Genomic DNA, 22,947 nt, shown 5'->3' on the forward strand with positions numbered 1-22,947 from the left:
GCTGGGCTACGCGGCCGAGAGGTCGCGCCCGGGGGCTCGAGGGCGGGGCCGGCCCGCGGCATTGGGATCGCTCTGAGAGAGCAGAGCACCTACATCGGCCGCGTGTCGGCATCGTGCCGGAGCCGATGCCGCTCCGATCCTCGCGAGGGCGACGGCAAGCAGCCCGGCGCAGAGACCGATCGCGACCGTGGCGAGTCCGATGGCGCCGATGATCGCGATGGCGGCGACGGGACCGTGTCCGACCCACAGGATCTCGAGCGCAGAAATGAGGAGCCGCAGAACGCCGACGATCATGTCGATCATGATGCTCCTCCCGTCAACCATGACGCTAACATGGCGGGCGTCGTCACGACGAGCGTTCGGGCGGGCGGGCATTCGCTCGGCGACGGGGCACGGGTCGATTCACGGCGATGATTCAGCCGAAGTGGTGGGGAGCCGCGTCCGAAGAGCGTAGCCTCAGCACTACAGGGCCACCGCGGCTCTCGACGGAGGCACGACAATGGCAGACAAATCCCCGAAGAAATCCAGCACCGCTAAGAAGGCGGTCCGCTCGTTGAAGGAGAAGCGCGCCGACAAGAAGAGCAAGAGCGATGCGGCATCGCACGAGAGCGACGCCGTCTCCAACGTCAAGAAGCGCTCCTAGACCCCATCCGGCGACGGCGGCCTGCGTGCTCGTCGCTGTCGGCGGAGGTCGCTAGTCTCGGGGAATGGAGCATCCGAAGCTGTTCGTGCCGGGCGACCCGCTCGTGCAGCGCTTGCGTGAGGTGTGCCTGGCACTGCCCGAGGCGGTCGAGGTCGAGGCCTGGGGGCGGCCGACCTTCCGTGCGGGCAAGCCGATCTTCGTGCACACCGGGTCGTCGATGAATCGGCCGTACTCGATCGTGTTCAAGACGGATACCGAGGAGCATCGGGCTCTCGAGCAGGACCCGCGATTCTTCCATCCGCCCTACTACGACCGCGCGCACTGGCTCGCGATCGATTTCGACGGGCCGGATGTCGACTGGCAGGAGCTCGCCGAGCTCATCGAGACCTCGTATCGGCAGGTGGCCTTGAAGCGCCAGCTCGCGCTGCTCGAATTGGCACGACCACGGTAGCTGGGATATAGTCACTAGGTTGGTTCTGAGCGGTCAGCTCGAAAGAAATTGCCTTATGCGCCCGTAGCTCAACGGATAGAGCATCTGACTACGGATCAGAAGGTTGGGGGTTCGAATCCCTCCGGGCGCACACTGGTTGAGACAGTAAGAGAACGGCTCGCTTCGGCGGGCCGTTTTCGTATTCTGGCGGTTCATCAGGGTTTCTTCCTTTCGTCAATTGTCCAGCAGCTTGTTGGGCGATGTGGTGCAATGGGTAGTTGCACGATTGCCGTAGAGCGGTGATAGCAACCGTGACAGCAACCGTGGGCTACCAGGGATGATCGTCTGGATTCGGACCGCGCCGCTGTCTAGGGCTTGCACGGCAACATCAACGGCGGATTCGCTCGTTCCGTCGTACACGACGGTGCCATCGGGTGCGACCGCGGCATCTCCGACGGTTGCTTCGGTCGGTAGGCGAACGGCGAGGCTTGACCCGTTCTCTCCTGGTACTGAGATCGGGTCGGACGGGCTCACCGGCGCGGCTGCGACAGTCTCACTTCGGATGACGTTGCCTTGATCGGGCGCGACTCGCGCAATCAGGCTCGAGGTGCTTTTGTCACCACCACTGTCACCTGGACTAGCCGCAGCGGGTTGACACGTCGCAACGATGAGAGCCGCGGCGACGCCAGCCACACCGATAGTCTTGCCGAGATTTGTTGCCAAACGCATGCACACTCCTCTGTTCTTTGTCGAAAGGAACGGCTTGAACTGACGCCGACGTCGTTCGGTCGCTCCTTCGAATGAGCCTGCTGCAGTGGTGAGTTTCCGAACGTCCCAACATAAGGACAGCCAGATGAGCTCCAGCTTCTGGTGGAACTCATCTGGCCGGGTGAATTCGGGCAGCCGGACTCAGCGAGATCCGTTGCGCCGGCGCGATCGCTCGATATCGATGAGCAGCAGTGCACTGAGAACGACAAAGAGGATCATCAGCGGCACGAAGAGCATCGCCGATGGGCTACTCGGGTTCACAATGACCAGCACCGCGAACACGAGCCCGACGACGGCGAGCGTCACCCCTGCGAGGCGCTTGCCACGTACCCCGGCGGTCACTGGCTCGCGCACCAAGGGATACCGGTCCATGCCAGGTTGAGGATCATGCCCTTCCCGGGCGCAGCACACACAGCAAGGAAGCCAGCGCCCGCGGCAAGCACGGCGGCGATTGCGCCAGCACTGATGCCGCCAATACCCGTCCACGAAGTCAGAAGTCCCGCCACCGTGGCGACACCTGCACCCGCGGAGACCGAGGCGACCAATTGAGCGGCCTTGCAGGAATCGATCTTGAGTTGCCAGCCGTACCATTGCGTCGTGCCGTTGTTCTGGCCCTGGCATCCGGCACGCGCTTGGACCAATGCGGATGTCACCTCGTCGACTGCTGCTTGGTCGACGTCGAGCCCGATAACGGTGCCACCTCCTGCCTCGATGCCGACAGCGAAGTCAGCGACAATATCGGGGGCGTTCCCGAGCGCGAGCGCCTGGGCGCCATCGAAGGTGACGTCGCCTGCAGAGCCGGTGATGGCCCCAGCAAGACTCTCGAAATCGCTCGTGGCGTCTTGTGTGGATGTGCTCGTCACAGCATGAGCGGGTGTGGCCGCGGCGAGAAGGCCTGCCGTAAGGAGGGCGGCAAACACCACCGAGAGGTTGCGGCCTTGAGCCTTGGGTCGTGTGGGCATGGTCTGTTGATGCATCATTGCCTTTCGTCCATGCGCCGAGTTCGGTCGCACTCTTGAAGTCGCCACGAACAGTCGGCTTCAATAGGTCTATTTCCGGCAGTGCCGGTTTCCTTACAGATTGGGCTCAGTTTTGTTCGGTGTGACCAACGACCAGTTCTCTGGCTGGCCGCTCGATACAGCTAGCGGATGTCCGCTAAGAACTCTCGCGCAGCCCGGAGGACCGCGGGCCGGATGCTCGCAGGTTTCCCGCGTCGGATCACGAACGCTGCTGATTCTTGGCCAACCGATTGGCCTTGGAACCAGGAGGCGATCTCTTCTTTTTTGATGTGACGGGCGAGCATCTCGATCACCTCCACAGCGAGTCGCAGCCTGGTTGCAGCAAATTCGGGAATCGGGACCTCTTCTTCGATCCACTGCCCAAGCTCCGAGGTCCAATAGATGCCCGCTACATGAGCCGCCAGTTTCGCGCCGAGCCACAAGCGAACCAGTTCGGCGTCCTCTCTGGGCGAGTAGCTCATATCCCGCTCCCGTCGGACAAGTGCGCAGAGACGCTCCAGAACGGCAGCTCTTCGAGCGCGGCCGTCTCGTCACGGAGCGCTTCCAGAGGTGGAGGGGACAAAGCTGCGGACCAGAACTCCTTTGAGCCGTTGCCGTATCGGTGCACGTCTATCGGCATCGTCCGATGGCTCTCTGTCAGCTCGAGGGCTGCTGCCTCCAGGATCTCAGCGCTGAACCGGTTGGCCATCTCGACGGGTGTCGACGAGCCCGCCTCGACCGCATGCCGTCAGGTTCTTGACGCGTCGCGTGTCGAACCTCGTCACTCCGACCTTGTAGAGCTCTTCGTCGTGGATGCGAATTATGTAGACCTGCGTCGGCTCCCACAGTCACTTTTCGACCTCCCCGATCAGAGGACCGCGTTGCAGGGCTGCCCGCGCGCGATTGGCGCGGCTGCGACGCAAGCGAATGTAGTGCCACTTCGGCATTCTCATCTGGACCACCGCCGATGTGTGACAGCAACCGCGACAGCAACGCGGAGCCGTCCAGAGTCGTTCGGGCGAGGGTACACGTGAGTTGGCCACGGGCGGTTGGCACACTGCGGACGGCCATGGACACCCCGCATCTGACTACGGACCAGAAGGTTGGGGGTTCGAATCCCTCCGGGCGCACACCGTGATGTCTCAGGACGTTGTGAACGGTTGAACCCCCGGTTTCGCGGGGTCAACCGTCTTTGTTTGGCTTGGTGTCCCCTGTTGGGGTTGGGGTTGTCCCAGGGGCCTTCGCATGCCACGTCAAGCCACCGCCCGGAGCAGAAATCGCCCGACACCGTTCGTGAAGCCATCCGCACCGGTCCCTATGGTGCCTGCGTGTTCAACGGCGACAATGACGTCGCCGACCATCAGGTGGTCAACCTCGAATACGTCGACGGCGCCACTGCCGCCGTCACCGTTACGGCGTTCACAGAGCTCGATTTCCGAAAGACAAGGTATTCGGCACACAGGGGAGCATCGAGGGCGACGGACGCAGCATCATCGTTCACGACTTCTCGACCGACTCGAAGTCGGTTCTCGAGAGCGACGTCGCAGGCGGCGCCAGCGCGGCGGATGGGCACGGTGGAGCGGATGGCGAACTCGTCGCGGCGTTCCTGACCGCTATCCGCACGAACGATCCGACGTCGATCGAGTCGGATGCGCGCGTGAGTCTCCGTTCGCATGAGGTGGTCTGGGCCGCCGAGCAGGCGCGGACAAGTGGGACGGTTGTCGGGTTCCGCTGACTGCGAGCGTCCTCGCTCGCTCGCGAGCAGGAAGGCCGAGCCGCGGCCGAAGAACGAGTCGGCTACTCGCCGGAGGCACGCAGGGCGCCGCCCTCATTCTCCCAGGAGGCCAGTTCTGTCGATGCGAGGAGACGGCGCCTGTTCAGCCGTCGGTTCGTGAGACGGATGGTCGCGCGCCGCCGGGTCGGCGAGTAGCTGAACTCCTGCCAGAACGGCGAGGTGCTCGCCATCAGGCGCGCGAGTGTCTGCCTGGTCCGCTCATCGCGGATGCCCTGCCGAACGGTCTCGGTGCTCGGTGGTCTGATCGTGTGCGTCATCCCCGGACGCTACGCCTTGAAGATGTGTACGGGCTCACAGCCTCTGGCTCCGCGATCAGATGTTCGGCCACACAGCGGGATGTCTACGGGCGGTGGTGGTTTTCGGCATCGCCGGCTGTCGAGCGGCGATCCGGACGAGCCCCGGTGTCGGACCCCGAAACGCCCCGTGGAACGGGGTTGTCTCTCAATCTCTGAAGAGAGTGATGACCCGGTCGCACGTCGTCTCGAGATGAACGCGCATGCAGGCGGCGGCGGCTGGGCCATCGCCGTTTTCGATCGCGGCGAGAATGTCATCGTGGTCGTGTGCGACCTCCAACAGCGATTGGGACTTCCCTGTGGTCGTCTGGTTGCGAGACATCAGCAAATCCCGTAGCTCGCGGACGACGGACACGAGCCGAGGATTGTCCGTGACATTGAGGATGAGCGAGTGGAATTGCGTATCGGCGTGTTCCAGCCGAGACTGATCGCCGATCTCGGCGGCGCTGAGCATCTGAGAATAGGCCTTTCGGATCTGTTCCTTTTGCGCAGGTGATGCCGTCGACGCCGCGATCTCGACCGCGGGGACTTCGAGCCAGAGCCGCAACTGATAGATGCGTGCGACGTCTTCCTCCGTCCGGGCCAACACAACGACACCCTGGTTACGGCGGACTTCCACCATTCCAATCCGGGCAAGCTGAAGAACCGCTTCCCGCACGGGGGTTCGCGATACTCCGAGCTGTAGCGCCAACTCGGCGACCGAGTGCATTTCGCCAGGACGCATCTGACCGGAGGCGATCGCGTTTCGGAGAGCACTGTGCGCCTGCTCGGTCAGTGATTGCTGGGCGCGAACTCGCTGGAGCTTCGGAGGCACAGATCATCTCCTTCATCAGATCGGCGTGTTGGGCGTCGAGGCGGCTGAGGACCTGCAGTTCGCACTGCGTTTCAAGTATGTAGCATGTAACTCCTGTCGTCTATCTAAGGAGCGTGAATCTCGATGTCGGGTGTGCTCATCGGATTTGGCGTCGTGGGATTCATCATCGTGCTCGGCTACGTCGCGGGGCGGTTTGCCATTCTGGGAGCCGGAGCGCAGCCGGTGCTCTCGAAGCTCGCCTTCAATTTCGGCACCCCCGCCCTGATGTTCTCTCTTCTCGCGAAGTCGGACATTCTCGATGTCTTCACACCGGGCCTGCTGGTCGTCGTGATCAGTTCCTTGTCCTGCGCTTTCTTCTTCGGAACCTGTGCTGTCATTTGGCGCTGGGGCCTTCCGCGTGGTGTGATCGGCGCATTAGGGAGCAGCTACGTCAACGCTGGCAATCTGGGCATCCCGATCGCTGCGTATGTCTTGGGAACCATCACTCCGATCGCGCCGGTGATGTTGTTTCAATTGATCGTTCTTGCACCCGTCGCGCTGTCGATCTTGGACGTCGCGACCGGGTCGACCACCTCGTTTTGGAGGCGTCTCAGCAAGCCGCTCACAAATCCCATCACCCTGGCGAGCATGGCAGGGCTGGGCGTAGGTCTCTCCGGAACCGCCCTTCCCGAGGTCGTCATCCAGCCTTTCACGTTGCTCGGGCAGGCGACGGTGCCGGTCATGCTCCTGGCATTCGGTATGAGCCTGCACGGGTCGATCCGCGGAGGAGAGCGAGCCGACACTGCTCCGGTCGCCCTGGCGGTCGTTCTGAAGTCTCTCGTTCAACCGGCTATCGCACTGGCGATCTCGTTGACACTCGGTCTCAGCGGTCTTACCTTGATGGCGGCGGTATTGTGCTCGTCTTTTCCCACTGCCCAGAACGTCTTCATCTATGCGAGTCGCTACGAGGGTGCGAGCGGACTTGCGCATCGTGTCGTCCTGCTGACGACTGTCGCGTCGATCCCCATGCTTCTTTTGCTCACCTGGGTCATTCCCGCCGTATGGCCATAGGTCGACGAGGGATTCCCTGCTTTCTTACGTGGCATGTTACATGTTTGTTTCTTCGTTGTAAACGTTGGCTGAATCCGTTGCCGACCCCCACCGGGTGATGGGTAACATGCTACGTATCCGGCTTGGCCGAGAAGTGGCCGAAACGACGCCACGTCACCAGATAGGTCCGAAGCACATGAGCGATATCGCAGTTAGCGCATCCCCTCCCTTGATGCGTCCCGGTAGCTTGGTCGGTCGGGTCGCCATCGTGACCGGAGCCGCTCGGGGAATCGGATATGCGATTGCGGAGGCGTTCTCCGATGAGGGAGCGCGGGTCCTCATCGCCGATCGCGACCTCCAGGCCGCGATCGCTGCGAGTGCGCAAGTCGCCGGGTCGGTCGCCGTCGGCGTTGACGTCGGCAGCCACACGTCGGTGGACTCGATGGTTGCTGCGGCACTCGAAGAATTCGGCCGGATCGACATCCTCGTCAACAATGCCGGTATCGACGACACCGGAGCGATCACCGCGATCACCGATGAACAGTGGGACCGAATGGTCAACGTCAACCTGACCGGTGTCTTCTACTGCACGCGTGCCGTCACCCCGACAATGATCGGACAACGCTACGGCAGGATCATCAGTATCGGCTCGAATCTCGGCATCATCGGCTCGATCGGCATGCCTCACTACTGCGCGGTGAAGGCCGGTGTCCACGGACTCATGCGCGCTGTTGCGCGCGAGCTCGCACCCCACGGAATAACCGCGAACACCATCGCGCCGGGGCCGGTGGACACCGATCTGCTGCGCTCGCTTCCAGACGAGATTCTGGACCGAAAGCTGGCCGACATTCCGCTTGGCCGCTTCGGCCAGGTCGGCGAGATCGCGCCGACGGCCGTCCTGCTTGCTTCAGCCGCAGGCGGCTATTACACCGGATCGACTCTCAACGTCACCGGCGGGGACGTCATGTACTGACTCCCACCGCACCGTCACTTTCAACCACGCACAGAATAGGAACGACGAATCGTGAAGAAATCAGGACTGACCACACTTGCCGCATTGAGTATGGCCGCCGCACTCATACTCTCCGGCTGCAGCTCGACCTCCGGAAGCGCGAAGGTGTCTGCGAAAGACCCGATCATCGTCGGACTCAGCAACTCCAACGTCGACTCCGTCTGGCGTCCGCAGATGCTCAAGGACTTCGAAGCGGAGGCTCAGAAACTCGAGGCCGCAGGCAAAATCGACAAGTACATCATCCAGAACGCCGATGGCACGGCGCCAACGCAATCTCAGCAGATCCAAACCATGGTGAACCAAGGAGCGAACCTCATCCTCATCGATGCGGCCTCTGCGACGGCGCTGAACGGAGTAGTCGACCGAGCCATCGACCAAGGCGTGACGGTCGTCTCCTTCGACAACGCCATCACCAGCAAGAAATCCATCAACATGTACCAGGACGAGCAGAAGATCTCCGCGGACACCGCGAAGAAACTCGCCGAGCTCATCGGCGGAAAAGGCACCGTCGTCATGATGAACGGTACTGCTGGGGCCCCACTGAGCGACGCCCGCGAGAAGCTGGCCGAAGGGATCTTCTCGCAGTTCCCCGACATCAAGGTCATCAAGGAGTACGCGGACTGGAATGGAGCGACCGCAAAGCAGAAGATGGCGACAGTGCTCGCCAATACTCCTGACGTCGCCGCGGTGTGGACGCAAGGGAGCATGGCGCCGAGCATCGCGAGTGCGTTCACAGACGAAGGCGTCCCCATTCCCCCGATCGTCGGTGACGGACTCGGCGGCTTCCTCAAGACCTGGGCTGCCGAACGAGATGCCCGCGGTTACGAAACGGTTGGAATCGTCGTCTCACCCGCGATCGTGTTGGACGCGCTCTGGGCAGGGGTGAAGATCCGCGAAGGCTGGAAGATGATCGATCGTGAGCCGATTCTGAGCCATGACCTCATCACGAACGACACTCTCGGCAGCTATCTCGAACTCAACACACCGGATGGATCTCATGTGGACGTTCCGATCGTCGCTGAGGACAAGCTCTACACCGAATACATGACCGAGAAGTAGCGACACAATGACAGCGCACAATACGGCCGCGCTGCAGCGTCCTGCCGGAAGCTCACACTTCCGGCAGGACACCGCCCCGGTCACCTTCGTCGTCGACGGCGTCACCAAGAGCTACGGCCCGGTAGCCGCCCTCAAGGCGGTCACTCTCTCGCTGCGGCCGGGCGAGGTTCACGCTCTGCTCGGCCAGAACGGCTCGGGCAAGAGCAGCATGGTCAAGATCATTTCGGGCACAACCCCTCCGACGGCCGGACGCGTCTCGGCCAACGGCGAAGCGATCAAACGTGGCGACGTGCGCGCGTCACGCGGCGCAGGCATCGTGACCGTGTTCCAAGAACTGTCCATACTCCCTTCTCTGACCGTTGCCGAGAACATCCTGCTGGGAAACTATCCGACGTCGATGTTAGGAACGATTCGTCGCGGCGAACTCCACAAGCGCGCCGCTGCCGTTCTCGAGCGGTTCAACATCGTCCTTCCACTTTCAGCGCCGTGTCGCACCCTCAGCCTGAGCGAACTGCAACTCGTGGAGATCGCTCGGGCACTCTCCACGAGTCCGAAGTTGCTCATCCTCGATGAAGCGACGTCCTCCCTCGACAAGCCGGACGCCGACAATCTTCTCCGGATCAGCCGGGAGATCGCGGGCGCCGGCCGGTCCGTGCTATTCGTCTCACATCGAATGGACGAGGTTTTCGCCGTCGCGGACACCATCAGCGTGCTCACGGACGGCACGCTCGTCGCTAGTGGGGCTGCATCCGAGACGACGCGGAGCATCCTGCTCGAGCAGCTTGCCGGCAAGTCTCTTCAACCGCTCCAACGCCTGGCCGCGGCGGTGACCACAGCCACGAGGGAAGTGGTGCTGGATGCCACCGTCCCCGGCCTCGGCGCGGGGGCGAAAGCGCTGGGCGTCTCCGTCCGTGCTGGCGAGATCGTCGGGTTCGCAGGGCTCCAGGGCCACGGACAGAAGGAGGCGATGCGCATCCTCGCCGGGATCGGCCACACCCGCGGTGTGCGTATCTCGGTTCAAGGAAGACGCGTGTCTCATCCGTCGACGCACAACCTCGTGCGTCGTGGGGTCAGCTATGTGCCAGAGGACCGCGGAACCGAAGGGCTGCTGCTCGGCCACAGCGTCCGTACGAACGCCACCTTGAGCTCCCTCCACCGCCTGAAGCGCTGGGGCTTTCTCAGCGCTGCCAGTGAGCGGTCATCGACGGCCGAGATCATCAACATGCTCTCTGTACGGGCTCGCTCCCAGAACGTGGCTGTCGACACGCTCTCCGGTGGTAACCAGCAGAAGGTGCTCATCGGTCGTGCCCTCATGGTGCGGCCCATCGTCATCCTTCTCGACGATCCGACGCGCGGGATCGACCCGGGAGCCAAAGCAGACATCTATGAGACTCTTCGGGCGCTCGCGGCTCAAGGCATCGGCGTGATCTTCAACTCAACCGAGCTTCCCGAAGTGGTCGGCCTGTGCGATCGGGTTCTCGTCTTTCACGACAACCACGTGGCCCGTGAGCTGATCGGAGACCAGATCACCGAAGCCGCCATTCTGACCTCGATGCTCGGAGCGTGACCATGACCATCGTCTCGGCACCCGTGGCGGCCCGGCCTTCAGCTCGGCATATCGAACTGAGCGACCTGCTCATCTGGCTGATTCTCGCCGGGCTCGTTGCCATCAACTTCGCACTGCAGCCGTCGTTCTTCGAGCTGGCAAACCTGCAGTTCATCTTCGGAACGTCGCTCGTGCTCCTTTTCGCTGCAGCCGCAGCCGGCTATCTCATGTTGATCGCCGAGATCGATCTGAGCATCGGGGCGGTGCTCACGCTCGTCAACGTCACTATCGCGACGGTGGCGCCAGGAGACGCTCTCCTGGCGATCGTCGTCGCGGCAGCCGTGGGCGTAGGGTGCGGACTCGTCTCAGGATCTCTTGTCGCGGTGGTTCGTCTGCCGTCGATTATCGTCACCCTTGCGCTGTCGACGGTTTGGGGCGGCATCGCTTTGTTCATCCTTCCGCGCCCTGGGGGCGCCGTTCCCGCCGAGTTCGGGGAATGGATGAACAGCTCTCTTCCTATGATCGCGACCCTACTGCTCGGAGCGGGCGCCGCATGGTTCTCTCGATCCCCTGCTGGGCGACGGGTGTACGGCCTCGGCTCTGACGAACTCGGCGCGTTCTTGTCTGGCATCCCCCTCGTTCGCACCAAGATCCTGGTGTTCCTCCTCTCCGGGTTGCTGCTCGGCGTGGCGGGTGTAGCACTCAGCGGGATCACCTCAGCGGGGGATCCGCTTTCGGGCCAGCCGTACACACTGAAAGCCATCACGGCGGCCGTCCTGGGCGGAATCAGCTTTGCCGGAGGCCGTGGTCTCATTCACGGAGCGCTTGGGGGTGCGCTCGCGCTGACGCTCATCACCAACGTCGTTCAACTCGCCGGCGTCTCATCCTTCTATCAGGGCATCGTCGACGGAAGCCTGCTGATCCTGGCGCTCTCCCTCTCCCGGATCGTGACCGGTCGCTGGATTCCGCTCGGCCGGACCGCAAGCAAGAAGGACTCTCCCTCATGAAGACCCTCATCGCAAAAGCGCCCGTGCTGTCCTCCCCGGTCGTGCTGTCCTTCGTCGCCCTCGCCGGACTTGTGCTCATCGCCCAGTCGCGTAGTTCCGGATTCCTCAGCGTGCCCCACGTCGGCGTCATTTTGGGCATCGCTGCGGTACTGGGAATCGCGGGAGCCGCACAGACCGTGGTGGTTCTCGCAGCAGGCATCGACCTCTCGGTTGGAGCGATCATCTCTGCAGCGGACGTCCTGACCGTTCAGTGGACGGGAGGAAACGACGTGCCGATCCTCGTCGTACTCCTCATCGTGTTTCTGGGCGCCGCCGCCGGTGCCCTCAACGGCCTTGGCATCTCTCTTCTCGGAATCAACCCCATGGTGATGACCCTAGGGATGGCCGCGGTGGTCGGCGGCCTTGCCCTCGTGGTGACGAATGGCCAATCGGGAGGCAGCCCGCATCCGCTCGTATCAGACGCCATGACCACTCGATTCCTCGGGCTTCCCGGCACCGTCTATGTGTGGATCGCGGTCGCGGCGGCCACCGTGGTCCTGCTGCGATACACGGAACTCGGACGGAACATCTACGCATTCGGCTCCAACGCCAAAGCGGCCGAGATCGCCGGACTCCGACGTGGCACGACGCTCGTTCGCGTCTATGCGATCTCCGGTGGCTTTGCCGCCATCGCCGGTGTCGTTCTCGCCGGGTACACCGGAACCGGCGCCTACGGCATCGGCGAGCAGTACACCCTCATGTCCGTCGCCGCCGTGGTGATCGGCGGTGCCTCGATTCTCGGCGGTCGAGGCTCGTACGCAGGGACCATCGCCGGAGTGATCACCCTCGTCGTGCTCGACGACGTGCTGAGCGCCGCAGCGGTGCCCATCGCCGGTCGGCAAATCGTGCAAGGAATCGCCATCCTTCTGATCCTCGTCCTCTACGGTCGTGAACGTCGCCTTCGGACGACGAGCTGACCAACCCACAGAAAGAAGAGAACCGTGTGCGGAGATGCAACCATCCATCATGCGCTCGGCGACAAGATCGCCGCCGAAATCGCCAGCTATCAGAAAGTGACCGAGAGTCCCTTCGGGCCTGACGACGAGATCGGGATGCTCAATCTGCTCGACGACGTTGCGAGCGACGAGTTGTTGCGACGCGTGGTCGGTGTGCCCTACGACCTGTCCGTCGACTACTTCATCGGCATGCCGAGCTGGCAGGCATTCGGAGATCCCGCTTTTCAGATCTGGATGACCCATACGCCCAAGGGGAATGTCGTGGACGACGTCATCGGCGTCGGTGAGGCGCAGAACTCTCTGGTCGGTTACTCGAGCGACAGCATCTCCATGTACACCCACACGGGCACGCACGTGGACGCGCTCAACCATTTCGGCTACAACCACCGGATCTGGAACAACTTCAGCCAAGACGAGCATCTCGGCAGCAGATATTGGACCAAGGGCGGCGCGGACAAACACCCCCCGATCATCAGCCGCGGAGTTCTGATCGACGTCGCCGCGTTCGAAGGAGTCGATGTGCTCCCGCCGAGCCACATCATCACCGCGTCTCTCCTCGAACGCACCCTCGCCCACCAGGGGGTCGATCTTCGACCGGGTGACATCCCGATGATCCGCACAGGGCGGATGAGGTTGTGGCCGGATTCGGAATCGTACATCGTCGATGAACCTGGAATCGACAGGGATGGCGCGGTGTTCCTCGCCAAGAAGGGCGCCGCAATGATCGGTGCAGACAACGCGGCCATCGAGGTGCGTCCGTCATCTAATCCCGACAACTTCCACGACGTGCATTCGTACTTGCTCGCCGAAGCGGGGATTCCCCTGCTGGAGATCGCCGATCTCGAGGCGTTGTCCGCCGACCAGGTCTTCGAGTTCGCCTTCATCGGCGCGGCGTTGAAGATCCGCGGGGCGACAGGCAGCCCCATCCGCCCACTCGCACTGCGTCTGGGCTAGATCACGATGACGACGATGGACCGGGCCAGAGCGGCGATCTCCGCCCACGCCGCCCTCAACGCCTTCATCTCCGTCGACACGGAGAGCCAGCATGATGGACCGATTCTCGCTGTCAAAGACCTTGTCGACGTCGTAGGCATGGTGACGACGAACGGGACGCTGCAACCGCGTCCCCGAGTCGCGCAGACCGACGCGTCCATCGTCGCCGCGTTCCGAACAGCGGGGTGGGGCGTCGTCGGCAAGACGAACCTCCATGAACTTGCGCTCGGCCCGACAAGCGGCAACCCTCACTTCGGAGCCGTGGGCAACCCCGTCGATTTCACACGTATCGCCGGGGGATCCTCCGGCGGCTCGGCTGCTGCCGTCGGGATGGGCATGTGCGACATTGCAATCGGAACCGACACCGGAGGCTCCATTCGCATTCCGGCCTCCCTCTGCGGCGTTGCCGGGTGGCGGCCAACGGGAGGAACAGTCGGCCTTGATGGCGTCTGGCCGCTCAGCCCGACGCTCGACACAGTCGGGCCTATGGCGAGAGATGTGCGCACCATTGCGGAAGCGATGGTCGACATCGGGCTACTCGGGACGGAAGCGACCCACGATGCAGGCGCCTTCTCCCTCGCCGCGCCGCATTCCTGGATCGCCGGCGTGGACATGGAAGCGGAAGTCGAAAGATCATGGAACCGCGTCGGCTCGTCTTTGCCCGTCATCGAGCTCCCTCCCATGGATAGATTCATCGACGTAGGCCTGACGGTTCTCTATGCCGAAGCGGCGACCAGCAACGAGGACCAACTTCTCAATCGTGCCGGCACGATCGGAAAAGATGTGCGCGAACTCCTACAGCGCGGCCGAACCACACTGGCCGTCGACTACCTCGGCGCAATGCGCGAACGTTTGCGTCTGCAGGAGATCCTCGAAAGGCAGCTGGAAACCGTCGATGCGATACTGCTGCCCGCCACCGCCACGACGGCCCCGCTTCTGGGAAGCGACCCCATCCTCTTTCGGGACGCTCTGACGGTCTTCACCCGCCCGTTCGGAGTAACGGGCCATCCGGTCGTCGTTCTCCCGGCGCCGACAAGCGGGCTTCCCGTCGGCATGCAGTTGGTCGGGCGTCAGGGCTCCGACGCGAGACTCCTCGCCATCGCCCGCTCACTGGAGCAATCGTGGGCGGCAGCTCAACCGAATGCGCGCGTATGAGTCTCGCGGGCAAGGTCGCGTTCGTGACCGGAGGCGCGCGGGGGCTGGGACGCGGCATCGTCGACCGTCTCGCGATCGAAGGCGCGACCGTGATAGCAACCGACATCAGGGACGCACCCGGGTTCATGTTCACGGAACCTCTGGCGAGCGGGACGCCCCTGCCTCAGCTGCTGCGGGTCGATATCACGAACGCCGAAGCCGTTGCCGACGCGGTCGCCTCGATCGTCACCGTGTTCGGCGGTATCGATATCCTGGTGGCGAACGCGGGCATCGCGATTCCGGCGACATCGGTCGTCGACGCCGATCCCGACGACATCAACCGGATCATCGGCGTCAACATCGTCGGAACCCTGAACACCATACGCGCGGCGATCCCCGCTATCAGAGCGCGTGCGGGAGGGCGTGTGATCACCATGTCTTCGCAGACGGGGAAGGATGCTTGGGCGGGCTGGGGGGTGTACTCGGGCACGAAGGCGTTCGTCATCGCAGTGACCCAGGCGCTTGCCAAAGAACACGCGGCGGACGGCATCACCGCCAATGCGATCTGCCCGGGAACGATGGTCTCTGACATGATGGTCGCGGGATTCACGGCACGAGCGGAGTCGAGTCATCGCGAACTTCGTCAGGTGATAGGCGAATACGAGTCCAGTTCCATTCCTGTCGGGCGCATGGGGACGGCAGCCGATGTCGGAGCGCTCGCCGCCTGGCTGGCATCGGACGAGTCCTCTTTCATGACAGGTGCTGCGCTGAATCTCACCGGTGGCGAAATGACCTTCTTCTAGCGACGGCTTCTTCGGATGCTCCCTCTGGCCTGCATCCCGTTGTGAGGATCGGGCGATCCTCGCCGTGTGCTCTCGTTCGTCCGGCGCCCGGTCGACGGCACCACAGCTGCGGCGTAGTCTGGCCGTACGTGGGAGGAGCGACCATGATCACCGAACTCGCGCCGGCCGAGGTGTTCGTTTTCGGGTCGAACGCCGATGGACTGCACGGCGCAGGTGCCGCCCGCTTCGCCTTCGACAACTTCGGTGCTATCTGGGGCCAGGGGAGTGGGCTTCAGGGGCGGTCGTACGGCATCGACACCATGAGCGGCTTCGCAACCATGGCCGAACAGGTCGCGGCGTTCCTACGGTTCGCGGCGGGGCATCCGGAGCTGCGCTTTTTGGTCACGGCGATCGGATGCGGCATCGCCGGGTACCTGCCCTCCGAGGTCGCGCCGCTCTTCGTCGAGGTTCCGCCGAACGTCGTGCTGCCCGAGCGCTTCGTCGCCGAGCTCGGCTGACCCCGCAGATCGCGGCTCGGATGCCCTCCGAGACCGTGCTCGCCGATTCGGTCATTCCCTCGGAACGCTGACGGGTGTGTACTGGGTTCATGGCTGACAACGTCGACACGGATTTCTCCGAGCTTCGCGCTCTCTTCATCAACTGCACTCTCAAACGCTCGCCGGAACTGAGCCACACCCAGGGCATCATCGACCTGAGCCGGCGAATCATGGGAGAGCACGGCGTAACGACCGATCTCGTGCGTGCGATCGATCACGACATCGCCACGGGCGTCTACCCCGACATGACCGAGCACGGTTGGACGAGCGACGAATGGCCTGAGCTCTGGCCGCGCGTCATCGAGTCCGACATCCTCGTCGTAGCTGGGCCGATCTGGCTCGGCGACAACTCCTCCGTCACGAAACGCGTCATCGAACGGCTCTACGCGATGAGCGGGCTCACCAACGATGCCGGGCAGTACGTCTACTACGGCCGCGTCGGTGGTGCGATCGTCACCGGCAATGAGGACGGCGTCAAGCACTGCACCTCGAACATCCTCTACAGCCTGCAGCACATCGGCTACACGGTTCCCCCCAACGCGGATGCCGGATGGATCGGCGCTATCGGCCCCGGCCCGAGCTATCTTGACCCGGGCTCAGGTGGTCCGGAGTCGGACTTCACCAATCGCAACACGACGTTCATGACCTGGAACCTACTGCACACGGCTCGCATGCTCAAGCGGTCCGGTGGCATTCCGGCGAGCGGCAACGTCATCGCGCAGTGGCGCGCCGGCGACCACTCAGCTTTCGCGCCGAACCTTGAGTACCGCTGATCACTTCTAAGTGGCTGTTCGCTGGCGGCATACTCATTTCTCTAGCGCTCCTGGGGTAAGAGTGTTAAATTTGCCTTAGTTGAGTCAAGTCGACTCAACTACTTAAAACTGGCAAGAAACCTTAAGGAGATGATGATTGTGGCATCGAACTTCGACCCATTCCGCGACCTCGACCGAATGGCGTCGGCGCTGCTGGACACGCGACGTGGACCGCGTCGTATGCCGATGGATCTCTATCGCGACGGCGATCACTACGTGCTGACCGCCGACCTGCCGGGCATCGATCCCGGCTCGGTCGACATCGACGTGGACGGCCAGCTGCTCACCATCCGCGCCGAGCGCACCCTCGGCGATCGCGAGGGTGTCAAGTGGATCACCCGCGAGCGCGAGGCGGCCTCGTTCCTGCGCCAGCTCAACCTCGGCCAGGGCGTCGACACCGAGGACATCTCGGCGAGCTACTTCAACGGCGTGCTCAGTGTCACCATACCGGTGAGCGAGAAGGCCAAGCCTCGTAAGATCCAGGTGATCGGCGGGGATACCACCGCTGATGAGACCGTCATGGCGGTCGAGCAGCCCGCCAAAGGCGCCTCCTAGCCGGGTGCGCCACGCGTAGCCGGTGCGCCATGCGACAGGCTTGGCCGGCCGCGTGGCGACTGAACCGGCCCGTCGCGACGACGGCCCGCCGATACGGTGGGCCGTTCGTCGCGTCCGGCCGCCGACCACGTGGTCGGGGTGGTGCGCCCTGCTGGACTCGGCGCCCTATCGGGTGTCTACTGGCAGAGACAGATCTCAAGGATGTCAGGAGAACCCGTGGAAGAGTCCCTCGACGACGAGATCCGCATCGTGCGCAATTCCGATGCCGATCGCTACGAGGTGTGGCTGGGTGACGTGCTCGCCGGTTTCGCCGAGTACCGTGAGTCGCCGTCGACAGTGACGTTCACGCACACTCAGGTCTACCCGGCCTTCTCCGGTCGCGGACTGGCACAGGCCCTCGCGCGCGATGCCCTCGATGATGTCGTCGACAGAGGAAAGACGATCGTCCCCGTCTGCCCCTTCATCGCGGCCTATCTGCGCAAGCGCCCCGAGTACCAGGCTGCCGTGCGATGGCCGGGAGGGGCGGCCTGACTCCGGGCGTGTCGCGGGTCCCGACGCATCGGAGCCCCCATTTTGGGCGCTGTCTCTCGCTGTCCGTATGTCAGTACCATTGTCATGACATCTATCCCGACTGTCATGACGTCTATCCCTACCCAGGATACCGTTCACCGCACTCATAACAGACGAGTCGCGCTCCCCGTCGCGCGACCGTCGCCATTTGTCGCCGACCCGAAAGGCACAACGGCTATGGAGCCCGAACTCCTGCAGCCCGATCACCGGCGTCCCCTGCGTGATCGCGCAAGCTGCCGCCTGCGCCCTCGTGGTCGCACACCGTTCCCTGCCTATGGTGCGGTGTCTTCGTCTCGCCGGGCAATGTTCGGGTCGCCTGGATGAGAAAGGCAGTCCTGCGAGGGAATGCCGCGGTGGGGCGGGGGGTAGGGCCCCTGTCCCACCGTTACAACTCGTCGAGGTCGAACGTGGAACGACTACGCGCCGACAAGGTTTCTGTAATGGCCGATGTGGCCGCCCTGGCCTCCACTCCCCATATCCGGGTGCTCGCCGGCGGCGGAGCGGTGCTCGAGCACCACGGCATCAAGCCGTCGATCGTACTGCCGAATGCGACCATCCTCGTCGATCCCGCCTCGGCGACGCATCTCGTGCGGATGCTGCTCATCGAAGGCTGGTCAGTCGAATGGGAGTCCCAGCGGTCGGGCATGCTGCCGCGCACCCGGGCCACGATGCGCCATCCCGCCAGACGGTGCGGGCTCGATCTGCACTACCTGATCCCGGGGTTCTTCGCCGATCCGGAACAGGCCTTCGACGCGATCTGGGAGCGTCGGTGCGAGATCACGATGAACGGTGTGGTCGTTCCCGCGTTTGATAGGCAGTTCTCGCTGCTCGTCGCGATGCAGTTCGGGCTCGGCCGTTTCTCGGGGGTGTCCGACGTCTCCGGGGCGCTCGACGTGATCACCGCACAGGTGCGCACGATGGCGGATGGCGATGTCGAGTCGCTTCTGGAGCGCGCCGTGAGCATCGGCGGCACCGCCTCGCTTCGCCCGCTCATGGTGGCGCTCGAACGCGATGCCCCGGAGTTGCAGTTGCCGGCCGAGAGTTATGCGCGCTGGCGTCTCAAGCTCGACCAGACCGACATTCCGACCCGGTGGCTGCTTGCCGTCGCCGAGAGCCCGCGGGGTGGACGAATGCGGCTCGCGCTGCGCACCCGCAGGCGATTCGTGGGCGGTCCTGGTGGCCTGCGCAAGCTTCTCGGTGCATACCGTAACCTCTCGTCGGCCCGTGATCGCGTGCGCGACGGCGACGCATCGGACCCTCGGGGCATGGAGTGGGCCGCCGAAGACGACCCCCATTCGCTCTGGTCGCTGTGCCCGACTGCGTAGCCGACGCGATTCCTCGTTCGTTGAGGGCGACCGGTGGCTCGCGTACCAGTTCCACGCCGGACCTGCGACGATCGCGCATGCCCGCGTGCGCGTAGCAGAGACTAGGCGGTGTTGTGGCGCAGTTTGTCGCAGAGCGCCATCAGCTGGGCGAGCTCATCGGCGTCGAGTGCGGTGCCGACCCGCCGAGTGATCGACGCCATGTGCTCGATCGCGACGCTGCGGAACAGGGCGAAGCCCGCCTCGGTCAGACCCACGATCGACCCACGTCCGTCGTCAGGATCGTCGGCCTTCTCCAGGTAGCCGCGGCTGCAGAGCCGGTCGACGAGACGGCTCACGCTCGGCTGAGTCAAAAGCACGTGCTGGTTGAGATCGCGCAGGCGCAACCGGCGACCCGGCTGAATGCTGAGGTTGAACATCACGTCGTACTCGTTCAATGAGATCTCCCGCGAAGGGAACTCGCTCGCGAGGGTACGCATCACAGCGACCTGGGCGCGGAACAGTGATTCCCAGGCGGCAACGGCTACGGCACGATTGCTCATCGCTTTCATCCCCATGGATTCCAAGAATAGGGAGTATTCCGGGCGGACGTGCAAACTGGGCGAGGTCATGGGTGCGGCAGGCGTGATTGAGGGCCGACCGTTGAGGCTAACGGCCGGCCCTCCCCCTTGCACCAAGAGTGTCCTGCAATCACATTCGCGCCAGTCGCCACAGCAAACAACTGACGCTCTTCGAATATATAACGAAGAGGTAACGAACGCTAGTTATCAATCCGTTATTTTTGCTGCGAGTTTTCTGTTTGTCCTGTCCCGTCTCATTCGATCTGGCCAAATCTCATCCGACTTGGCCAGCGTCTCATTCGAGAGGCCAAATCTCACTCGAGTTGGCCAGCGAGCGGCGTGTGCTCCTGGCCTCCGCGGAAGGCTCATGCAATGGTGACTGCATTGTCAGGTCTACTGATCACCGGATGAGAGGAGCGCACATGCAAGCGTTCCGTTCTCGGCATCAGTGTGGGCTTGACGATGACGCTGCGACTCGCTGAATTGCGCGAGGGCTCCCTCGCCTTCTTCGCCCAGATCGCCTTCGAGCGGGATGGCTCGATCCAGAGACTCGATGCTCGCGACGCCGCGACCGTACCTTTCGAGAGCTGCGCGCCGGTGCGCAACTTTCCGGCTTGGCCAGGCAAGCGGAACTACTCGGGCCTCTACTGGTCCTCTACCACGAGAAGTCACATCGGATTCGAGTCGCTCGCTGAGAAGACAGCCTTGATGCTGCTTGATCGGGACGCCCGTGTTGTCGGGATCTCGAGTCAGCCGATGTGGATCACGTGGCCGAAGGAAGCGGGGCGTGGTTCGCATGCTCCGGACTTCTTTGTGCGGGAGGAGTCTGGAGAGGGGGTGGTGATCGATGTCCGCCCGGAGCACTTGGTCGACGATCACGCGGCGGGAGTCTTCGAGGCGACGCGCCTGCTGTGCGAGGAGATCGGGCTCGGCTATCGGGTGATCTCGGCATTGCCCACGGTGCTCACCCGGAATCTCCTTTTCGTCTCGCGCTTCCGCGACGACGTCTTTGCCTCGGCATCGTCTGACCTCGAGTGGCTTCGGATGGGAGCGCCATCGACTCGGAGCCTCCGAGAGATCGCCCTGGTCTTGGGTGCAGGCGAGCTCGGTGTCGGGCTTGCGAGGGCGTATCGGCTGATCTGGTTCGGCGAGATCGATGTCGATCTTGGTGAACCGCTGTCGCTCGAGGTGCTCGGTCGCATAGTGAGGGAGATAGGGCAGTGAGAGTTCGCGTTGGCGAGGACATCCAGCTAGATGATCGGCGGCTTCGAGTCGTGGCCGTTTCGGATACGAGCGTGACATTACGGGATCGCGAGGTTGATTCGGTGCGCGAGATCCTGATCGAAGAGTTGACGAGGATCCCGACGCTGCGGTTCCCCGCCGATGCCGAGCTCAGTTCCGCTGGCGACGACATGGTCGCCTTACAGCACCTCGACGAGTCGCAGCGCTCTGAAGTCTGGTTCTGGGCAACGTGTATGGAGGAACTCGAGCGTGCGATCAGCATGGCGGAACTCGCAGGCACCCCGCGTAGTGCGGTTTATGGGCAATGCGCGGTCGAACTCCGCGCTCAAGGCAGGCAGGTCGAGGCCCGAACGCTCCGCCGCAAGCTCGCCGCGTTCCGAGTTCACGGAGCGGCCGGCCTGATCGATCGGCGGATCGCGACGGATTCGAACGAGACCACTCGTCGAACCGACCAGCGCGCCCTGGCTGCCATCGCCGAGGTGATGGAGACCCAAGCGAGCATGTCGACGGGGACTCGGACTCGAATCGTTGACGGGGTTCGGAAACTCCTCGATGAACGGTTTGGGACAGGAGTCGTTCCGCTGCCAAGTCGGGCAACACTGTTTCGGGTGATCGCAGAGATGGATCGCGGCCGGTTCGTAACGGGATCAGCCCGAACTCGACGATCGTTGGCGAACCGCCCGGACCGACCGTTCGCGGCGATGGGTGTCTCCCGTCCCGGCGAGCAGGTGCAGATCGATAGCACCAAGCTCGACGTGTTCGTGCAGCTGCCCGACGGAGTGCGGGCTCGCCCCGAACTGACGATCATGCTCGATGTCGCGACCAGGTCTGTGATTGGCGCGGTCGTTCGACCGGTCGCCACCAAGAGCATCGACCTCGTCGTCCTGCTGGCCCGGACGCTCGTACCGTATGACCGCCGTCCAGGTGGTCGAGTCGAGACCCGCGCACTCGTGTCCGGCTCGCTCGAGGGCAAACCTTTGATGGACGAGGAGGAACTGGCTGACTATCGGCGACGATTGCCCTACATCTTCCCGGACACGATCACGACCGACCGCGGCCGGATCTTCATCTCCGAGCATTTCCGTGCCGTCTGCCAACGGCTTGGGATCTCGTTGAACCTGTCCGCGCCCTACACGCCGACCGACAAGGCGAAGGTCGAGCGCATGTTTCAGTCGATTAACACTGGCTTCGCCCAGCACCTCGCCGGCTACACCGGCCGCGGGGTCGAGTTCCGCGGTGAAGATGTGGACACTGGAGCTCTGCTGTCCTTGCCGCAACTGCAGGAACTCTTGGACGAATGGATCGTTGTCGAGTGGCAGAACCGCCCGCACGACGGGCTGCGAGATCCGCTGTTCCCTTCCGTCGTGCTCTCGCCGAACGAGATGGCTCGCGCGTACCGCAAGGTCGTACCCGAGCTCGAGGTTCCGTTCGACACTGAGACCTACCTGAGCCTGATGCCCGTGCAATGGCGGACGATCCAGCAGTACGGGATCACGATCGACAACCGCACCTATGACTCGGTCGCGATCAGCTCCTTGCGGCGGATGAAGTCCCCGCACAGCGGGCAGGGCGGGAAGTGGCCGATCCACTACGACCCCTACAACGTCCAAACCGTGTGGCTGCCCGTTGACGGTGAGTGGCTTCCGCTGCAGTGGGTGAATGCGCATGTCACCGGGCCGATGTCCGGAGATGTGTGGGCGATGACCAGGAAAACCGGCTTCCTGCATCGTGAGCCCGCGGCAGAGGCCCGAAGGGTTGAGTACGTGCGCGACATCTTGAGTCGCGGCGCGCAGCCCGATCGGAAGCAGGCCCGCGTGCTCGCTCGAAGCGCTGCAGTCGAGACCGATCAGATGCGGCTCTCCGAACCATCCAATGCCGAGGAACGCCCGCTTCCCCAACCGGATCGGGTGGCGCCGGTGACGCCCATCACCCCATCACGGTTCGGGCTCATGGACGACGACACCGACTGGGACTCGTTATGACCGACGCGAGAGATGAGCTGTTCTGGGGGCCGTCAACCAAGGAAGGGTG

The 22,947-nt window shown here is 63.4% G+C and carries 27 protein-coding genes and 1 tRNA gene; 19 read left to right on the forward strand and 9 right to left on the reverse strand.

Annotation, left to right across the window (positions count from 1 at the left end; translation table 11 throughout):
- Positions 1-6: 6 nt before the first annotated feature.
- On the reverse strand, positions 7-303 hold the full coding sequence (locus ACFQB0_RS10720) for a DUF6412 domain-containing protein (RefSeq protein ID WP_386731197.1): 297 nt from the start codon (positions 301-303) through the stop codon (positions 7-9).
- Positions 304-499: 196 nt separating this feature from the next.
- Between ACFQB0_RS10720 and ACFQB0_RS10725 the strand changes: the two genes are divergently transcribed.
- The 3 genes from ACFQB0_RS10725 to ACFQB0_RS10735 all read left to right on the forward strand — a co-directional run bounded on the left by ACFQB0_RS10725 (position 500) and on the right by ACFQB0_RS10735 (position 1,224).
- Positions 500-643 carry a hypothetical protein gene (locus ACFQB0_RS10725; protein ID WP_386731200.1) on the forward strand — a complete coding sequence of 48 codons (144 nt, stop codon included), beginning with the start codon at positions 500-502 and terminating at the stop codon, positions 641-643.
- 64 nt (positions 644-707) lie between these two features.
- Positions 708-1,094, forward strand: a complete 387-nt coding sequence (locus tag ACFQB0_RS10730) for an MmcQ/YjbR family DNA-binding protein (protein WP_386731203.1) — start codon at positions 708-710, stop codon at positions 1,092-1,094.
- A gap of 57 nt (positions 1,095-1,151) precedes the next feature.
- Positions 1,152-1,224, forward strand: a tRNA-Arg gene (locus ACFQB0_RS10735).
- 83 nt (positions 1,225-1,307) lie between these two features.
- Here the strand turns inward: ACFQB0_RS10735 and ACFQB0_RS10740 are convergent.
- From ACFQB0_RS10740 to ACFQB0_RS10770, 7 genes are all read right to left on the reverse strand, one after another.
- Entirely contained in the window at positions 1,308-1,802 is a 495-nt protein-coding gene (locus tag ACFQB0_RS10740) for a hypothetical protein (protein WP_386731205.1), read from the reverse strand.
- 180 nt (positions 1,803-1,982) lie between these two features.
- Entirely contained in the window at positions 1,983-2,147 is a 165-nt protein-coding gene (locus ACFQB0_RS10745; protein ID WP_386731208.1) for a hypothetical protein, read from the reverse strand.
- 32 nt (positions 2,148-2,179) lie between these two features.
- Positions 2,180-2,803 carry a hypothetical protein gene (locus ACFQB0_RS10750; protein ID WP_386731211.1) on the reverse strand — a complete coding sequence of 208 codons (624 nt, stop codon included), beginning with the start codon at positions 2,801-2,803 and terminating at the stop codon, positions 2,180-2,182.
- A gap of 179 nt (positions 2,804-2,982) precedes the next feature.
- Positions 2,983-3,321, reverse strand: a complete 339-nt coding sequence (locus ACFQB0_RS10755) for a hypothetical protein (protein WP_386731214.1) — start codon at positions 3,319-3,321, stop codon at positions 2,983-2,985.
- Positions 3,318-3,548, reverse strand: a complete 231-nt coding sequence (locus tag ACFQB0_RS10760; RefSeq protein WP_386731216.1) for a hypothetical protein — start codon at positions 3,546-3,548, stop codon at positions 3,318-3,320. The genes ACFQB0_RS10755 and ACFQB0_RS10760 overlap by 4 nt, the downstream gene beginning before the upstream one ends.
- A gap of 1,088 nt (positions 3,549-4,636) precedes the next feature.
- The gene (locus tag ACFQB0_RS10765; RefSeq protein ID WP_386731218.1) at positions 4,637-4,891 is read right to left on the reverse strand and encodes a hypothetical protein; all 255 of its coding nucleotides are present in this window, start codon (positions 4,889-4,891) and stop codon (positions 4,637-4,639) included.
- A gap of 184 nt (positions 4,892-5,075) precedes the next feature.
- Positions 5,076-5,741 carry a GntR family transcriptional regulator gene (locus ACFQB0_RS10770; RefSeq protein WP_386731221.1) on the reverse strand — a complete coding sequence of 222 codons (666 nt, stop codon included), beginning with the start codon at positions 5,739-5,741 and terminating at the stop codon, positions 5,076-5,078.
- 123 nt (positions 5,742-5,864) lie between these two features.
- Between ACFQB0_RS10770 and ACFQB0_RS10775 the strand changes: the two genes are divergently transcribed.
- The 14 genes from ACFQB0_RS10775 to ACFQB0_RS10840 all read left to right on the forward strand — a co-directional run bounded on the left by ACFQB0_RS10775 (position 5,865) and on the right by ACFQB0_RS10840 (position 19,117).
- A complete protein-coding gene (locus tag ACFQB0_RS10775) occupies positions 5,865-6,791 on the forward strand; it encodes an AEC family transporter (RefSeq protein ID WP_386731224.1) in 927 nt (308 codons plus the stop codon).
- Positions 6,792-7,002: 211 nt separating this feature from the next.
- Positions 7,003-7,743 carry an SDR family NAD(P)-dependent oxidoreductase gene (locus tag ACFQB0_RS10780; RefSeq protein ID WP_386731227.1) on the forward strand — a complete coding sequence of 247 codons (741 nt, stop codon included), beginning with the start codon at positions 7,003-7,005 and terminating at the stop codon, positions 7,741-7,743.
- A 51-nt stretch (positions 7,744-7,794) separates the two neighbouring features.
- Complete coding sequence (locus ACFQB0_RS10785) at positions 7,795-8,841, forward strand: substrate-binding domain-containing protein (protein WP_386731229.1); 1,047 nt, start codon at positions 7,795-7,797, stop codon at positions 8,839-8,841.
- A gap of 7 nt (positions 8,842-8,848) precedes the next feature.
- Complete coding sequence (locus ACFQB0_RS10790) at positions 8,849-10,408, forward strand: sugar ABC transporter ATP-binding protein (protein WP_386731231.1); 1,560 nt, start codon at positions 8,849-8,851, stop codon at positions 10,406-10,408.
- Positions 10,409-10,410: 2 nt separating this feature from the next.
- Positions 10,411-11,394 (forward strand): ABC transporter permease, encoded by a 984-nt coding sequence (locus ACFQB0_RS10795; protein ID WP_386731544.1) that lies wholly within the window; start codon positions 10,411-10,413, stop codon positions 11,392-11,394.
- Entirely contained in the window at positions 11,391-12,350 is a 960-nt protein-coding gene (locus ACFQB0_RS10800) for an ABC transporter permease (protein ID WP_386731233.1), read from the forward strand. Before ACFQB0_RS10795 ends, ACFQB0_RS10800 begins: the two co-directional genes overlap by 4 nt.
- Before the next feature lie 24 nt (positions 12,351-12,374).
- Entirely contained in the window at positions 12,375-13,343 is a 969-nt protein-coding gene (locus tag ACFQB0_RS10805; protein WP_386731236.1) for a cyclase family protein, read from the forward strand.
- 15 nt (positions 13,344-13,358) lie between these two features.
- Positions 13,359-14,537, forward strand: a complete 1,179-nt coding sequence (locus ACFQB0_RS10810; RefSeq protein ID WP_386731238.1) for an amidase — start codon at positions 13,359-13,361, stop codon at positions 14,535-14,537.
- Positions 14,534-15,319, forward strand: a complete 786-nt coding sequence (locus ACFQB0_RS10815) for an SDR family NAD(P)-dependent oxidoreductase (RefSeq protein ID WP_386731241.1) — start codon at positions 14,534-14,536, stop codon at positions 15,317-15,319. The genes ACFQB0_RS10810 and ACFQB0_RS10815 overlap by 4 nt, the downstream gene beginning before the upstream one ends.
- A 143-nt stretch (positions 15,320-15,462) precedes the next feature.
- Complete coding sequence (locus ACFQB0_RS10820; RefSeq protein ID WP_386731244.1) at positions 15,463-15,816, forward strand: A1S_2505 family phage non-structural protein; 354 nt, start codon at positions 15,463-15,465, stop codon at positions 15,814-15,816.
- Positions 15,817-15,905: 89 nt separating this feature from the next.
- Positions 15,906-16,628, forward strand: coding sequence for a flavodoxin family protein (locus ACFQB0_RS10825; protein WP_386731247.1), 723 nt, complete (start codon positions 15,906-15,908; stop codon positions 16,626-16,628).
- 129 nt (positions 16,629-16,757) lie between these two features.
- A complete protein-coding gene (locus ACFQB0_RS10830; protein ID WP_386731249.1) occupies positions 16,758-17,222 on the forward strand; it encodes an Hsp20/alpha crystallin family protein in 465 nt (154 codons plus the stop codon).
- Positions 17,223-17,438: 216 nt separating this feature from the next.
- Positions 17,439-17,753: a GNAT family N-acetyltransferase gene (locus ACFQB0_RS10835; RefSeq protein ID WP_386731251.1), complete on the forward strand. Its 315-nt coding sequence runs from the start codon at positions 17,439-17,441 to the stop codon at positions 17,751-17,753.
- A 479-nt stretch (positions 17,754-18,232) separates the two neighbouring features.
- Positions 18,233-19,117: a hypothetical protein gene (locus tag ACFQB0_RS10840; protein ID WP_386731254.1), complete on the forward strand. Its 885-nt coding sequence runs from the start codon at positions 18,233-18,235 to the stop codon at positions 19,115-19,117.
- A gap of 101 nt (positions 19,118-19,218) precedes the next feature.
- Here ACFQB0_RS10840 and ACFQB0_RS10845 read toward each other — a convergent pair whose 3' ends face one another.
- Positions 19,219-19,656, reverse strand: a complete 438-nt coding sequence (locus ACFQB0_RS10845) for a MarR family winged helix-turn-helix transcriptional regulator (RefSeq protein ID WP_386731256.1) — start codon at positions 19,654-19,656, stop codon at positions 19,219-19,221.
- A gap of 480 nt (positions 19,657-20,136) precedes the next feature.
- Between ACFQB0_RS10845 and ACFQB0_RS10850 the strand changes: the two genes are divergently transcribed.
- Both ACFQB0_RS10850 and ACFQB0_RS10855 read left to right on the forward strand, forming a co-directional pair.
- A complete protein-coding gene (locus tag ACFQB0_RS10850) occupies positions 20,137-20,898 on the forward strand; it encodes a TnsA-like heteromeric transposase endonuclease subunit (protein WP_386731258.1) in 762 nt (253 codons plus the stop codon).
- Positions 20,899-20,999: 101 nt separating this feature from the next.
- Positions 21,000-22,898 (forward strand): hypothetical protein, encoded by a 1,899-nt coding sequence (locus ACFQB0_RS10855; protein WP_386731260.1) that lies wholly within the window; start codon positions 21,000-21,002, stop codon positions 22,896-22,898.
- The last annotated feature ends 49 nt before the right edge of the window (positions 22,899-22,947 follow it).

It is taken from the genome of Luethyella okanaganae (assembly GCF_042660285.1).
GTDB classification, from domain to species: domain Bacteria; phylum Actinomycetota; class Actinomycetes; order Actinomycetales; family Microbacteriaceae; genus Luethyella; species Luethyella okanaganae.